Origin of the sequence: Acidovorax sp. 107 (assembly GCF_003058055.1) — a bacterium.
Classification (GTDB): Bacteria; Pseudomonadota; Gammaproteobacteria; order Burkholderiales; family Burkholderiaceae_C; genus Acidovorax.
Genome location: NZ_QBTZ01000001.1, coordinates 3,566,395 through 3,580,136 on the forward strand (window position 1 = coordinate 3,566,395; position 13,742 = coordinate 3,580,136).

At 61.8% G+C, this 13,742-nt stretch carries 18 protein-coding genes; 10 read left to right on the forward strand and 8 right to left on the reverse strand.

The window, feature by feature from the left end; all coding sequences use genetic code 11:
* Nucleotides 1-13 precede the first annotated feature (13 nt).
* From lipA to C8C99_RS24060, 3 genes are read right to left on the reverse strand one after another with little or no spacing between them, the layout of a single operon-like run.
* Entirely contained in the window at nucleotides 14-994 is a 981-nt protein-coding gene (gene lipA, locus C8C99_RS16665) for a lipoyl synthase (protein WP_015012205.1), read from the reverse strand.
* A 15-nt stretch (nucleotides 995-1,009) separates the two neighbouring features.
* Nucleotides 1,010-1,705: a lipoyl(octanoyl) transferase LipB gene (gene lipB / locus C8C99_RS16670; RefSeq protein ID WP_199226443.1), complete on the reverse strand. Its 696-nt coding sequence runs from the start codon at nucleotides 1,703-1,705 to the stop codon at nucleotides 1,010-1,012.
* 21 nt (nucleotides 1,706-1,726) lie between these two features.
* On the reverse strand, nucleotides 1,727-2,044 hold the full coding sequence (locus C8C99_RS24060) for a YbeD family protein (RefSeq protein ID WP_056642785.1): 318 nt from the start codon (nucleotides 2,042-2,044) through the stop codon (nucleotides 1,727-1,729).
* Nucleotides 2,045-2,332: 288 nt separating this feature from the next.
* On the opposite strand from C8C99_RS24060, the gene C8C99_RS16675 reads away from it, so the two are divergent.
* The 9 genes from C8C99_RS16675 (at nucleotide 2,333) to C8C99_RS16715 (ending at nucleotide 9,503) form a co-directional block, all read left to right on the forward strand.
* On the forward strand, nucleotides 2,333-2,806 hold the full coding sequence (locus C8C99_RS16675; RefSeq protein ID WP_108626357.1) for an ATP synthase subunit I: 474 nt from the start codon (nucleotides 2,333-2,335) through the stop codon (nucleotides 2,804-2,806).
* 19 nt (nucleotides 2,807-2,825) lie between these two features.
* Entirely contained in the window at nucleotides 2,826-3,704 is an 879-nt protein-coding gene (gene atpB, locus C8C99_RS16680; RefSeq protein ID WP_056642777.1) for a F0F1 ATP synthase subunit A, read from the forward strand.
* Between the two features lie 55 nt (nucleotides 3,705-3,759).
* On the forward strand, nucleotides 3,760-4,029 hold the full coding sequence (atpE, locus tag C8C99_RS16685) for a F0F1 ATP synthase subunit C (protein WP_015012210.1): 270 nt from the start codon (nucleotides 3,760-3,762) through the stop codon (nucleotides 4,027-4,029).
* A gap of 34 nt (nucleotides 4,030-4,063) precedes the next feature.
* Entirely contained in the window at nucleotides 4,064-4,534 is a 471-nt protein-coding gene (locus C8C99_RS16690; protein WP_056058864.1) for a F0F1 ATP synthase subunit B, read from the forward strand.
* A 10-nt stretch (nucleotides 4,535-4,544) separates the two neighbouring features.
* Nucleotides 4,545-5,087, forward strand: a complete 543-nt coding sequence (locus C8C99_RS16695) for a F0F1 ATP synthase subunit delta (protein ID WP_108626358.1) — start codon at nucleotides 4,545-4,547, stop codon at nucleotides 5,085-5,087.
* 42 nt (nucleotides 5,088-5,129) lie between these two features.
* Nucleotides 5,130-6,683 carry a F0F1 ATP synthase subunit alpha gene (gene atpA / locus C8C99_RS16700; protein WP_056642771.1) on the forward strand — a complete coding sequence of 518 codons (1,554 nt, stop codon included), beginning with the start codon at nucleotides 5,130-5,132 and terminating at the stop codon, nucleotides 6,681-6,683.
* 18 nt (nucleotides 6,684-6,701) lie between these two features.
* Nucleotides 6,702-7,568 (forward strand): F0F1 ATP synthase subunit gamma, encoded by an 867-nt coding sequence (gene atpG, locus C8C99_RS16705; protein ID WP_056642768.1) that lies wholly within the window; start codon nucleotides 6,702-6,704, stop codon nucleotides 7,566-7,568.
* Between the two features lie 33 nt (nucleotides 7,569-7,601).
* Nucleotides 7,602-9,008 (forward strand): F0F1 ATP synthase subunit beta, encoded by a 1,407-nt coding sequence (atpD, locus tag C8C99_RS16710; RefSeq protein ID WP_056642765.1) that lies wholly within the window; start codon nucleotides 7,602-7,604, stop codon nucleotides 9,006-9,008.
* Between the two features lie 78 nt (nucleotides 9,009-9,086).
* Nucleotides 9,087-9,503 carry a F0F1 ATP synthase subunit epsilon gene (locus C8C99_RS16715; protein ID WP_056642760.1) on the forward strand — a complete coding sequence of 139 codons (417 nt, stop codon included), beginning with the start codon at nucleotides 9,087-9,089 and terminating at the stop codon, nucleotides 9,501-9,503.
* A 296-nt stretch (nucleotides 9,504-9,799) separates the two neighbouring features.
* Here C8C99_RS16715 and C8C99_RS16720 read toward each other — a convergent pair whose 3' ends face one another.
* The 5 genes from C8C99_RS16720 to C8C99_RS16740 form a co-directional block, all read right to left on the reverse strand.
* The gene (locus C8C99_RS16720) at nucleotides 9,800-10,096 is read right to left on the reverse strand and encodes a DUF4148 domain-containing protein (protein WP_108626359.1); all 297 of its coding nucleotides are present in this window, start codon (nucleotides 10,094-10,096) and stop codon (nucleotides 9,800-9,802) included.
* A 90-nt stretch (nucleotides 10,097-10,186) separates the two neighbouring features.
* On the reverse strand, nucleotides 10,187-10,474 hold the full coding sequence (locus C8C99_RS16725; RefSeq protein WP_108626360.1) for a DUF4148 domain-containing protein: 288 nt from the start codon (nucleotides 10,472-10,474) through the stop codon (nucleotides 10,187-10,189).
* 438 nt (nucleotides 10,475-10,912) lie between these two features.
* On the reverse strand, nucleotides 10,913-11,455 hold the full coding sequence (locus tag C8C99_RS16730) for a TPM domain-containing protein (RefSeq protein ID WP_056643677.1): 543 nt from the start codon (nucleotides 11,453-11,455) through the stop codon (nucleotides 10,913-10,915).
* Nucleotides 11,455-12,375, reverse strand: coding sequence for a YgcG family protein (locus tag C8C99_RS16735; RefSeq protein WP_056643675.1), 921 nt, complete (start codon nucleotides 12,373-12,375; stop codon nucleotides 11,455-11,457). Before C8C99_RS16735 ends, C8C99_RS16730 begins: the two co-directional genes overlap by 1 nt.
* Before the next feature lie 34 nt (nucleotides 12,376-12,409).
* A complete protein-coding gene (locus C8C99_RS16740) occupies nucleotides 12,410-13,021 on the reverse strand; it encodes a LemA family protein (RefSeq protein ID WP_369818061.1) in 612 nt (203 codons plus the stop codon).
* Between the two features lie 210 nt (nucleotides 13,022-13,231).
* Here C8C99_RS16740 and C8C99_RS16745 point away from each other — a divergent pair, with 210 nt between their 5' ends.
* Nucleotides 13,232-13,681, forward strand: coding sequence for a nuclear transport factor 2 family protein (locus C8C99_RS16745; protein WP_056643673.1), 450 nt, complete (start codon nucleotides 13,232-13,234; stop codon nucleotides 13,679-13,681).
* Nucleotides 13,682-13,742 lie beyond the last annotated feature (61 nt).

Below are 13,742 nucleotides of genomic sequence, written 5' to 3' on the forward strand. Positions count from 1 at the left end.
GCGGAGAGCGGGCTTACACGCCGGCCGCGTGCGCCTGCTGGTCGGCGTGGTAGCTGCTGCGCACCATGGCACCCACGGCAGCGTGGCTGAAGCCCATCTTGTAGGCTTCTTCCTCGAACATCTTGAAGGTGTCAGGGTGTACGTAGCGGCGCACGGGCAGGTGGCTGTTGCTGGGTGCCAGGTACTGGCCGATGGTCAGCATGTCGATGTTGTGCTCGCGCATGTCGCGCATCACCTGCAGGATCTCTTCGTCCGTCTCGCCCAGGCCGACCATGATGCCGCTCTTGGTCGGCACGTTGGGGTGCAGCGCCTTGAACTTTTTCAGCAGATTCAGGCTGAACTGGTAGTCCGAACCGGGACGCGCTTCCTTGTACAGGCGGGGTGCGGTCTCCAGGTTGTGGTTCATCACGTCCGGAGGCGCCGCCTTCAAAATTTCGAGCGCGCGGTCATCGCGGCCGCGGAAGTCCGGCACCAGAATTTCAATTTGCGTTTGGGGCGACAGCTCGCGGATGTTCTGGATGCATTCCACAAAGTGGCCGCTGCCGCCGTCGCGCAGGTCGTCGCGGTCCACGCTGGTGATCACCACGTACTTGAGCTTGAGCGCGGCAATCGTCTTGGCGAGGTTCAGCGGCTCGTCCTTGTCGAGCGGGTCGGGGCGGCCGTGGCCCACGTCACAGAATGGGCAGCGGCGGGTGCATTTGTCGCCCATGATCATGAAGGTGGCCGTGCCCTTGCCAAAGCACTCGCCAATGTTGGGGCATGACGCTTCTTCGCACACGGTGTGCAGCTTGTGCTCGCGCAGGATGTCCTTGATCTCGTAGAAGCGCGTGGTGGGGCTGCCCGCCTTCACGCGGATCCACTCGGGCTTCTTGAGCACTTCGCCTTGCTCCACCTTGATCGGAATGCGCGACAACTTGGCCGCAGCCTTTTGCTTGGCCAGCGGGTTGTAGGCTTCGGTGGATTGCGCTTCGCGGACGACTTCAGGGGTGCTCATGGCAGTAGGCAGAGTTCAGGGAGCCAACCGGATGCTGAGCTGCTGGCCCAGCACCTGCGCGGCTTCTTCCCAGGTGGTGTGGACCCCGATTGTAGAAAGGTCCACCGTTTTCAATCCTGCGTAACCGCAAGGGTTGATGCGGCCGTAGGGCTCCAGGTCCATGTCCACGTTCAGCGCCACGCCGTGGTAAGTGCAGTGCCGGCTGACCTTGATGCCGAGCGCTGCGATCTTGCCCAGGCCTTCGAAATCAGGCGCTGGCACCTCAGGGCCCATGCGTTTTTGGGGGCGCTGGGGCAGCATGGCGTGGCTTTGTGGGTCATCCAGGCGCACATAAATACCGGGTGCGCCAGCGACCCGGTGGCCGGTGATACCGAAGTGCGCCAGCGTACGGATCACGGCCTCTTCAACGCGGTAGACGTATTCCTTGACGAAATAGCCCGCACGCTGCAGGTCGATCAGCGGGTAGGCAACGACCTGGCCCGGGCCGTGGAAAGTGACCTGCCCCCCTCGGTTGGTGGCGATCACGGGTATGTCGCCTGGGTGGAGCAGGTGATCGCTTTTGCCTGCAATGCCCTGCGTGTACAGCGGGGTGTGCTCGCAAATCCACAGCGCATCCGCGTCCGAGGGCGTGCGGGTGGCTGTGAAGTCCTGCATGGCTTGCACGGTGCCGGCGTAGTCCACGCGGCCCAGCAGGCGGATGTCAATCGTCATGGCGCAATCTGCAGGGGGCGGTTACAGCACCACTTTCACCAGGGGGTGCGAGGACAGCGCGCGGTACAGGTTATCCAACTGCTCGCGGCTGGTCGCCGTGATGGTGATGGTTACTCCGAGGTAATTGCCCGCGCGGCTGTCGCGCAGTTCAATGGTGGCGGCGTCGAAAGTGGGGTCGAACTGGTGGGCCAGTTCGGTGATGGCATGCACGAACCCGTCCACCTTGGCGCCCATGACTTTGATCGGGAACTTGGAGGGGTATTCGATCAGCGAGTCTTTGCGCGGATCGGTGGTGTGTGTGTCAAGGCCATTGGCGGGTGGCGGACTGGAGGATGTCATGGTGGAGTTCGGTGGGTGGGATGCTGCGGATTCAATAGCTGACAGGGCGCTGTCATTGTGCGCCTGGGGGGCGCGGAGGGGTTTTGGGCAGGGTGTTCATCGCGCGCCAGATCGGTGCGTTGTTCGTGCTTTGTGAGGCGCTTCAGCCGTTGGCTGGTCACCACAACAGTGCATGCGCGCTCGATGGCTCCGGGCGCGTTTGCGGGTTTTTGTCTAGAGCCATGGGTTTTTACTTATAATTAGAGGCTTTGTAAAAGTTGCGGTCTGTAACGCGGGCGTCATTCATCAATGAAAACAATCCCGCCAGAGACTGAAACTGAGGCTGAAGAATCTGACTTCAAGCCCCTGACGGCCCAAGAGGCGCAGCAGTGGCGCAGTCGCCATCCGCCCCTTTCGGTGTGGAAGGTGGTGGCAGGTCAGGCGCTGGTCGGAATGCTGGTGGCCCTGGTGGCCTGGGTTCTGACGGGTAGGGCGGTGGTGGGCTGGTCTGCAGCCTATGGCGCCCTGGCAGTGGTGGCTCCGGCTGCACTGTTCGCCCGCGGTGTGTTGCGCCACAGGGCGTCATCCAATCCGCGGGCCGCCATGGTGGGGTTCTTTGGGTGGGAAATCGCCAAGATCATGTTGACGGTGGCGCTGCTGGCGGCGGCACCTCGGCTGGTGCCGGGCTTGAGCTGGATTGCCTTGCTGATTGGCATGGTGGTCGCAATGAAAACGTACTGGGTGGCGCTTTTGGTGCGGCCCGGTGTCCGAAAAACCGATTGATAGAGAGAAGAGTTGTCCGATGGCCGCAGAAGCGCACGCTCCGACTGCAAGTGAATACATCGTTCACCACCTGCAGCATCTTCAAAACATCAACCAGACCAAGATTGTTGATTTCACCGTCATCAACTATGACTCGATCATCGTGGGTTTGGTTCTGGGTGCCCTCACCCTTTTGATTCTGTGGTCAGCTGCCCGTAAGGCAACCTCTGGTGTGCCAGGCCGCTTCCAGGCGGCGGTGGAAATGCTGGTCGAGATGGTGGACAACCAAGCCAAGGCCAACATCCACAACGCTGAAAGCCGCAAGTTCATCGCTCCCCTGGGCCTGACGGTGTTCGTCTGGATCTTTCTGATGAACTTCATGGACATGCTGCCTGTGGACCTGCTGCCTGCCGTCTGGGCGCAGATCTATGGCGCCGCCGGCCATGACCCTCACCATGCCTATCTGCGTGTCGTGCCCACGGCCGACCTGTCCACGACCCTGGGCCTCGCTTTTGCCATTCTGATCCTGCGCTTCTGGTACAGCGTCAAGATCAAGGGCGCTGGTGGCTGGGCGCACGAACTGGTGTCTGCTCCTTTCGGCACCAGCAAGAATCCCATCTTCGCCCTGATCCTGGGCGTAGTAAATCTGCTCATGCAGATCATTGAATATGTTGCCAACACCGTGTCCCACGGCATGCGGTTGTTTGGCAACATGTACGCTGGCGAGCTGGTGTTCATGCTCATCGCCCTCATGGGTGGTGCTGCGGCCCTGTCGCTGTCGGGTGTGCTGCTGCCTGTGGGCCACGTCATCGCTGGCACCATCTGGACGCTGTTCCACATTCTGGTGATCTCGCTGCAAGCCTTCATCTTCATGATGCTTGCGCTGATCTACCTTGGTCAGGCGCACAACGCGCACTAAGTTTCCCTTTCGTTTTTTCTTTCCTTAACTTTTCTTTTTTAACTCAGGAGTCATCATGGAAAACATTCTCGGTCTCGTCGCTCTGGCTTGTGGTCTGATCGTTGGTCTGGGCGCTATCGGCGCTTCCATCGGCATCGCCCTGATGGGTGGCAAGTTCCTCGAATCCTCGGCACGTCAGCCTGAACTGATCAACGAACTGCAAACCAAGATGTTCATCTTGGCTGGTCTGATCGACGCTGCGTTCCTGATCGGCGTGGCTATCGCTCTGCTGTTCGCTTTCGCCAACCCCTTCGTTTCTACGCTCTTGGCCAACCTGCCCAAGTAAGTCCCGTTCAACGCCACTTTAGAAAGGTGTTGCCGTGAGTATCAATGCGACCCTGTTCGTTCAGGCCATCGTCTTCCTGATCCTCGTGTGGTTCACGATGAAATTCGTGTGGCCTCCGATCGCGAAGGCTCTGGATGAACGAGCCCAGAAAATCGCCGATGGCCTCGCAGCTGCCGACCGTGCCAAATCCGAACTGACCGCTGCCAACCAGCGCGTTGAAAAGGAACTGTCGCAGGCGCGCAACGAGACGGCCTCGCGTCTTGCGGACGCCGACCGTCGTGCCCAGGCCATCATCGAAGAAGCCAAGGCCCGCGCCACAGAGGAAGGCAACAAGATTGTTGCTGCTGCCCGCGCCGAGGCCGAGCAGCAGACGGTCCAAGCCCGCGAAGCCCTGCGTGAGCAGGTGGCAGCGCTGGCCGTCAAGGGCGCTGAGCAGATTCTCCGCAAGGAGGTCAACGCTGGCGTTCATGCCGACCTGCTCAACCGCCTGAAGACCGAGCTGTAAGGGGACACACATGGCTGAACTCGCCACCATTGCCCGCCCTTACGCTGATGCCTTGTTCAAGGCTGCCACTGCGGGCGCGGGCGTCGATCTGGGCAGCACCGCTGCCTGGATGGACGAACTGGCGGCGATTGCCGCCAACCCCCAGCTGCGCCAGTTGGCGGACAACCCCAAGGTGACGGCAGACCAGGTGTTCGCCGTATTCACCGGGGTCGCTCGCTCGGCCCTGCCGGACATGGCCAAAAATTTCCTGCGCACAGTCATCGACAGCGGACGCATTGATGCGCTCCCGGAAGTGGCTGCGCAGTTTCGTGCCCTCGTGAATCGTCGCAACGGATCTTCGGATGCCGTGGTGTACAGCGCATTTCCGATGGACGGTGCTGCACTGTCCCAGGTCAGCGCGGCGCTGGAAAAGCGCTTCGGCCGCAAGCTCAACCTCGCTGTACAGCAGGATGAGTCCCTGATCGGTGGTATTCGCGTAGTGGTGGGTGACGAGGTGCTGGACACTTCGGTCAAGGCCCGTCTTGAACAAATGAAAGCGGCCCTCGTCGCGTAATGCGCGGCGAGGACAGCGAACCAAAGAAAGAAGGAAAGAGTCATGCAACTCAATCCCGCAGAAATTTCTGAACTCATCAAGAGCCGCATCGAAGGTCTGGCAGCCAGCAGCGATATCCGCAACCAGGGCACCGTGGTGTCCGTGTCTGACGGTATCGTGCGCGTTCATGGCCTGTCGGACGTGATGCAGGGCGAAATGCTCGAGTTCCCCGCTACCAAGGACGGCCAGCCTTCCTACGGCCTGGCGCTGAACCTGGAGCGCGACTCCGTGGGCGCCGTGATTCTGGGCGAGTACGAGCACATTTCCGAAGGCGACACCGTCAAGTGCACGGGCCGCATTCTGGAAGTGCCTGTCGGTCCAGAGCTGGTCGGCCGCGTGGTGAACGCACTGGGCCAGCCGATCGACGGCAAGGGTCCCATCAACGCCAAGCTCACCGACGTGATCGAAAAGGTCGCTCCGGGCGTGATCGCCCGTAAGTCCGTGGACCAACCCCTGCAGACCGGCCTGAAGTCCATCGACTCGATGGTGCCCGTGGGCCGTGGCCAGCGCGAGCTGATCATTGGTGACCGCCAGACCGGCAAGACGGCCGTTGCCATCGACGCCATCATCGCCCAGAAGGGCCAGGGCGTGACCTGCATCTACGTCGCCATCGGCCAGAAGGCTTCGTCGATCAAGAACGTGGTGCGCGCACTGGAACAAGCCGGTGCCATGGAGTACACGATTGTGGTGGCCGCATCGGCTTCCGAATCGGCAGCCATGCAGTACGTGTCGGCCTACTCGGGTTGCACGATGGGCGAATACTTCCGCGACCGCGGCGAAGACGCTCTGATCGTGTACGACGACCTGTCCAAGCAAGCCGTTGCTTACCGTCAAGTGTCGCTGCTGCTGCGCCGTCCACCAGGCCGCGAAGCCTATCCTGGCGACGTGTTCTATCTCCACAGCCGTCTGCTCGAGCGCGCAGCCCGCGTGAACGCCGACTACGTCGAAGCCTTCACCAAGGGTGAAGTCAAGGGCAAGACCGGTTCGCTGACCGCACTGCCGATTATCGAAACGCAGGCTGGCGACGTGTCCGCCTTCGTGCCTACCAACGTGATCTCGATCACCGACGGTCAGATCTTCCTGGAAACCAGCCTGTTCAACGCCGGTATCCGCCCCGCCATCAACGCCGGTATCTCGGTGTCGCGCGTCGGTGGTGCTGCCCAGACCAAGCTGGTGAAGAACCTGTCCGGCGGTATCCGTACCGACCTGGCCCAGTACCGTGAACTGGCTGCGTTCGCGCAGTTCGCTTCCGACCTGGACGAAGCCACCCGCAAGCAGCTGGACCGCGGTGCCCGCGTGACAGAACTGCTCAAGCAGGCGCAGTACAGCCCGCTGTCCATCTCGCTGATGGGCGCCACGCTGTTCGCTGTGAACAAGGGCTTCATGGACGACATCGATGTCAAGAAGGTGCTCGACTTCGAACACGGCCTGCACCAGTTCCTGAAGACCAGCCACGCCGCTTTGCTGGCCAAGCTGGAACAGGCCAAGGCCATGGACAAGGACGCAGAAGCCGAATTGACCGCAGCGATCGCCGCGTTCAAGAAGTCGTTCGCTTAAACCGGACGAGGAGCCATCATGGCAGCAGGCAAGGAAATACGCGGCAAGATCAAATCGGTGGAAAACACCAAGAAGATCACCAAAGCCATGGAAATGGTGGCCGCATCCAAAATGCGCAAGGCGCAGGACCGGATGCGGGCTGCCCGTCCATACAGCGAGAAGATCCGCAACATTGCAGCCAACCTCGGCAAGGCCAACCCGGAGTACGTGCATCCGTTCATGAAGGTGAACGATGCCAAGACCGCTGGCGTCATCGTCATCACGACAGACAAGGGTCTGTGCGGTGGCATGAACACCAACGTGCTGCGTGCCGTGACGACCAAGCTGCGTGAACTGCAAGGTGCTGGCGTCTCGACCGAAGCCGTGGCGATTGGCAACAAGGGCCTGGGTTTCCTGAACCGTGTGGGCGCCAAGGTGGTTTCGCACGTGACGGGCCTGGGCGACACCCCCCACCTGGACAAGCTGATTGGCCCGGTGAAGGTGTTGCTCGATGCTTACGCGGAAGGCAAGATCAACGCGGTGTACCTGAGCTACACCAAGTTCATCAACACCATGAAGCAGGAATCGGTGGTGGAGCAGCTGCTTCCCCTGTCCTCCGAGCAGATGCAGGCTGAGAAGACGGAACACGGCTGGGACTACATCTATGAGCCCGATGCGCAGACCGTGATCGACGATCTGCTGGTCCGCTATGTCGAGTCCCTGATTTACCAGGCCGTTGCGGAAAACATGGCGTCCGAGCAGTCGGCACGCATGGTGGCCATGAAGGCCGCCACCGACAACGCCGGCAGCGTCATTGGCGAGTTGAAGCTGGTCTACAACAAGACGCGCCAGGCAGCGATCACGAAAGAACTTTCGGAAATCGTGGCTGGCGCCGCTGCTGTGTAAGCAGCTCAACAAACTACTTTATTGGAGCGAAAAATGGCTCAAGTGCAAGGCAAGATTGTTCAATGTATCGGCGCTGTGGTGGACGTTGAGTTCCCACGCGACCAGATGCCCAAGATTTATGACGCCCTGAAGCTCGAAGGCTCGTCGCTGACGCTGGAAGTGCAACAGCAGCTGGGCGACGGCGTGGTGCGTACCATTGCCCTGGGCTCGTCCGACGGCCTGCGCCGCGGCATCATGGTGACCAACACCGGCAACTCCATCACCGTGCCTGTGGGCAAGGCGACGCTGGGCCGCATCATGGACGTGTTGGGTGCTCCCATCGACGAACGTGGTCCGGTCAGCCAGGAGCTGACGGCCTCCATCCACCGCAAGGCCCCTGCGTACGACGAACTGTCGCCCTCGCAAGAGCTGCTGGAAACCGGCATCAAGGTGATCGACTTGGTCTGCCCGTTCGCCAAGGGCGGCAAGGTGGGTCTGTTCGGTGGCGCCGGTGTGGGCAAGACCGTGAACATGATGGAACTCATCAACAACATCGCCAAGGCCCACAGCGGTCTGTCGGTGTTCGCTGGTGTGGGCGAGCGTACCCGCGAAGGGAACGACTTCTACCATGAAATGGCCGATTCCGGCGTGGTGAATCTCGAGAAGCTCGAAGAGTCCAAGGTGGCCATGGTGTACGGCCAGATGAACGAGCCCCCAGGTAACCGTCTGCGCGTGGCCCTGACCGGTCTGACCATTGCGGAATCTTTCCGTGACGAAGGCCGTGACGTGCTGTTCTTCGTGGACAACATCTACCGCTACACGCTGGCCGGTACCGAAGTGTCCGCTCTGCTGGGCCGTATGCCTTCCGCCGTGGGCTACCAGCCTACGCTGGCCGAAGAAATGGGCCGCCTGCAAGAGCGTATTACGTCCACCAAGGTCGGTTCGATCACCTCCATCCAGGCCGTGTACGTGCCAGCGGATGACTTGACCGACCCATCGCCTGCTACGACGTTCGCCCACTTGGACTCCACCGTCGTGTTGTCGCGTGACATCGCTTCGCTGGGTATCTACCCCGCTGTGGACCCTCTGGACTCGACCAGCCGCCAGCTGGACCCGAACGTGGTGGGCGAAGACCACTACACCACGGCCCGTGCCGTGCAGGGCACGCTGCAGCGTTACAAGGAACTGCGCGACATCATCGCCATTCTGGGCATGGACGAACTGGCTCCTGAAGACAAGCTGGCCGTGGCCCGCGCGCGCAAGATCCAGCGTTTCCTGTCGCAGCCTTTCCATGTGGCTGAAGTTTTCACGGGCTCGCCCGGCAAGTACGTTCCCCTGTCGGAAACCATCCGTGGTTTTAAGATGATCGTGAGCGGCGAATGCGATCACCTGCCAGAACAGGCGTTCTACATGGTGGGCACCATTGACGAAGCCTTCGAAAAGGCCAAGAAGGTGGCCTGATGAGCCGTCGGTCGGGCAGCCCACGGTGGCGGTCCGGCCTTCAGCAATCAAGCAACCCACCTTTTCCTAGGAGCAATGATGAACACCATCCACGTTGATGTGGTCAGTGCCGAAGAGTCCATCTTCTCCGGTGAAGCGCGTTTTGTCGCTCTGCCTGGTGAAGCTGGCGAATTGGGCATCTACCCCCGCCATACCCCGCTGATCACCCGCATCAAGCCAGGCTCGGTGCGCATCGAAATGGCTGACGGTGGCGAAGAGTTCGTTTTCGTGGCCGGTGGCATTCTGGAAGTGCAGCCCAACTGCGTGACAGTGCTGTCCGACACCGCCATCCGTGGCAAGGATCTGGACGACGAGAAGGCCAATGCAGCCAAGTCTGCAGCCGAAGAGGCGCTCAAGAATGCCAAGAGCGAGATCGACCTGGCGAAGGCACAGTCCGAGCTGGCCGTCATGGCGGCCCAGATTGCCGCCCTGCGCAAGTTCCGCCAGAAGAAGTAAGCAGTCGCCTGCACGGCGGCGCTGAACAAAAAAACCCGGCATTGCCGGGTTTTTTTATGGCTGTCTCTGGATGAGGCCGGGAGGTCGTTTCCCTCTTCTGTTGTGCAGGAACAAGTGCGTGCTATCACTATCGCCTCCGCCAATAGGCCTTGAAAACGATGGGTGGCTTGCGCGTCCGATCCAGGCGCATATCCATCAAACAAAAAGGCCGGGGCCCCTCACAGGGCCCCGGCCTTTTGCATTTGCATTGGCACTTCTCACAAAGCCCTCATGCCGTGCGCATGGGGCCTTGGGAATTACATGGCGTTGCCGATTTCGCCTGCAGAGATCTTGCCGGTACGCACAGCTTCAGCAGCCTGGGCACGCACGGCAGCGCGGTCAGCGGTGGACTTGTAAGTCACCACACGCGAACCAGCAGGCTCGATGGAACGGGTCTGGGCCACGGTAGCGGCTTCGGCAGCCACTTCAGCGCGGGTGCGGTTGGTTTCGAACTTGGTGGCAAATTGCGAAGCATCGGCTTCATCAGCCTGGGCACCAAAGGAAGCGAAAGCGGCGACAGCGGCGATAGACAGGAAACGTGCGGTGTTGTTCATGGTGAAACTCCGAAAAATTCAAAAATAAGGGATTGGGGTACTGAGAGATACGGCGCAGCCAGGGCAGCAGATTCAGCCGCCCCTGGTCAATCAGCCGCGCTCACCCGAAGAAATCTGGCCAGTGCGCACAGCTTCAGCAGCCTGGGCACGCACGGCAGCACGGTCAGCCGTGGACTTGTAAGTCACCACACGCGAACCAGCGGGTTCGATGGAACGGGTCTGGGCCACGGTAGCGGCTTCAGCAGCCACTTCAGCGCGGGTGCGGTTGGTTTCGAACTTGGTGGCGAATTGCGAAGCATCGGCTTCGTCAGCCTGGGCACTAAAGGAAGCGAAAGCGGCGACAGCGGCGATAGACAGGAAACGTGCGGTGTTGTTCATGATGGAAATCCTTGAAGTTAAAGAAGCGGCTCAGAAAAACCGGAGCAAAGCGCCAAAAACAAAGAAAGCTGCTTCAGACCGGGTTCGGTGAGTCGCCTTGCGGGTTCGGCTCATCGATGGGATGAACTGTACGCGGGTGGGGGGCAGAGAAAAACCACCGGGTCGCGAACTAACTGTTCCAGTATTGGAAACAATAAGGATCCGTTGGAAGCCTGTGCGCCAGTGCAGGCTGACTTGGGTGGGCCTCGACGGGCCTTGATCATGGATTACCCGGGTACGAATTCGGGACGGTCGGTATGCGCTCTATGGGAGGCGGCCTGGGCGGGGAAGAAGGCCCTGGCGCGCGCTCGAGGCGGCAGGGACCCACAAGGCGGGAAGGAGCATGTGGTGTGGGCCTTCTCCGCGCGCAGCAATGGTCTGCGGCCTGCTCAGCGGCGCTCAGTGCACCATCGGTGCGTCAGGCAACTCGTTGATCGATGGGGAGTCCGCGGTGCGTGGAAAGTGCTCTGCCAGCAAGGCGCCCACCGCATCTATGGCCTGCGCCAGACCGTCCTCGTAGCGGCCTTGCTGAAACCGGGCCGACATCTGCTCGGCCATCCTTTGCCAGGTGGCGGGGGGCACATGCCGCGCCAGTCCCCGGTCGGCAACGATCTCGAATGCGTGCTCGGGCATCAGCAGGTAGATCAGTACGCCGTTGTTGTGTTCGGTGTCCCACACACGGTGTTTGCTGAACAGCATGAGCGCGCGTTCACGTGCCTTGGCGTGGCGCCGCAGGTAGCTCCAGGGCAGCCCGCTCTCCACCACGATGCGGATCTGCCCGGTGTGGTGCAACTCGCTGACAGCGACCTGCGCGCCGAGGCGCTGCAGCGTAGGCGCCGGAATGGCGGATCGGCCAAACGCATCGTGCCAGCGGTGGCGGACCAGGCGCGAGATGGCGCGCCATGGGGTGTGCGTTGGTCGGTCGTTGTTCTCCGCATCCATCACCAGTCTCCCGAAGCGCCGCCACCACCAAAATCGCCACCACCGCCTGAGCTGAAGCCACCACCACCACTGCCGCTACCGAAACCGCCGGAACTGCCGCTGCTCCATCCGCCCGAGCCTCTGCCGCCATGCCCCAGGCTGACGGGGCCGCTGCTGCCCCCGAAAAGCCAGGTGTAGAGCAGCGCGATCACGCCCGCGCCGACCGACAGCAACAGGCTGGACGTGAATACGAACGCCAGGGCACCCACACCGCCTCCCACCACCAGCCCGCCCAGGGCCGCGCCCAGGATGCTGCGGGCCAGGGGGCCGCCCACCATCACGCCAAAGAACAGGAAGATGGCAAAGTCGGTCCAGTCAAAAAGGCCATGGCCTGGGCCTTTTGCGGTTGCGGAAGGCGTGGTGGGCGGAGCGGGCAGCGCCTCGCCTGCAATGCGTGCGCCAATTTGGGTGACGGCGGCGGCCAGGCCACCGGCAAAGTCGCCCTGCTGAAAGCGGGGCTTCATGGCGCCGTCGATGATGCGCGCGGCCGCAATGTCGGGGATCGCGCCCTCCAGCGATTTGGCAACCTCGATGCGCATCCGGCGGTCGTTCTTGGCCACCACCACCAGCACGCCATCACCCACTTCGCGGCGGCCGATCTTCCACAAGTTGCCGACGCGGTTGGCGTAGGCGGCGATGTCTTCCGGGGCGGTGGTGGGCACCATCAGTACGACGACTTGCGCGCCATGGGCCCTCTCGAGCGCAGCCAGTTGGCCTTCCAGCGCCTGGGTGTCTGTGGTGGTGAGCGTGCCGCTCTGGTCGATGACGTGGCCGGTGAGGGGTGGCACGACCAGCGGTTGCGCCTGGGCCCAGCCCAGGGTAGGCAAAAATGGTATTAAAAATATAGCTGTCAGTGCATATCTTGTAAGCGCTAGCAGCATATTCGGCTCACATCATCTCGTGTGGATGGGTTGTCTATTGCTTGGGCTTGGAGGCGGAGAAATCCACGGTGGGAGGCGCGGCAATCTGGGCCTCGTTGGCCACGGTGAAGCTGGGCTTGGGCGCGTAGCTGAAGGCCATGGCCGTCAGGTTGGTGGGGAAGCTGCGCGCCAGCACGTTGTACTCCTGCACGGTCTGGATGTAGCGGTTGCGGGCCACGGTGATGCGGTTCTCGGTGCCCTCCAGCGTCACCCGCAGGTCACGAAATCCCTGATTGGCCTGCAGCGTGGGGTAGCGCTCGGACACGACCATCAGGCGCGACAGGGCGCTGGACAGCTCGCCCTGGGCCTGCTGGAACTTGCTGAATGCCTCGGGGTTGTTCAGCGTCTCGGGTGTGACCTGGATCGCCGTGGCCTTGGCGCGGGCCTCGACCACCTTGGTCAGCGTCTCTTGTTCAAAGTTGGCCTCACCCTTGACGGTGGCGACGATGTTGGGCACCAGGTCGGCGCGGCGTTGGTACTGGTTGAGTACCTCGCTCCAGGCGGCCTTGGACTGCTCGTCCAGGCGCTGGAAGTCGTTGTAGCCGCAGCCGCCCAGCGCGAGCGTGGCGGCCAGCAGGGTGAAGAGGGCGAGAAGACGTTGGATCATCATGATGGTGGAGTCCGCCGAGGGGTGGTAAATGGAGCGACTGTGCCAGAAGCCATGGTGCGCCTGCTGTGTGGCGGGCCTGCTGCAGTGGCCGGGGCATCCAGGCGCGTACAAAATCACAGGCCAGCACGGTCATGCGCCGCCACCGCACAATAGCAGGCTGGCGCCGCAGCTGTCACGCCATTCCATCCCACACCTCTTCTGAACACCATGCCCCGCGCCCAATCAAGAGCAGCCACCCTGGGTGGCTCCTCGGATGAAACCGAATCTGCGTTCTACGAAGCGCTGCAGCGCGGCGACATCGACCTGCTGATGTCCTGCTGGGCGGACGATGACGAGATCGTTTGCGTGCACCCAGGCGGTCCGCGTCTGCTGGGGCCCGCCGCCATCCGCGCCGCGTTCGAGGCCATGTTCTCGCACGGCACGTTGCGTGCGCGGCCGGTGCAGGTGCACCGTGTGGTGGCGCTGACGAGTGCGGTGCACAGCGTGGTCGAGCAGGTCGAGGTGATGCTGCCTGATGGACTGCACCAGGCCATGGTGCTGGCCACCAACGTCTATCACAAGACCCCCGAAGGCTGGCGCATGGTGGCCCACCATGCCAGCCCCGGCGTGGCGCCAGATGCCCAGGTGGACGTGGCGCAGCGCCCGGTGCTGCACTAGGGCCCTGGCATGGAGATTTATGACCTTTTTGGCCAGAAGTGCCGTCAGAATATGCGTCAAT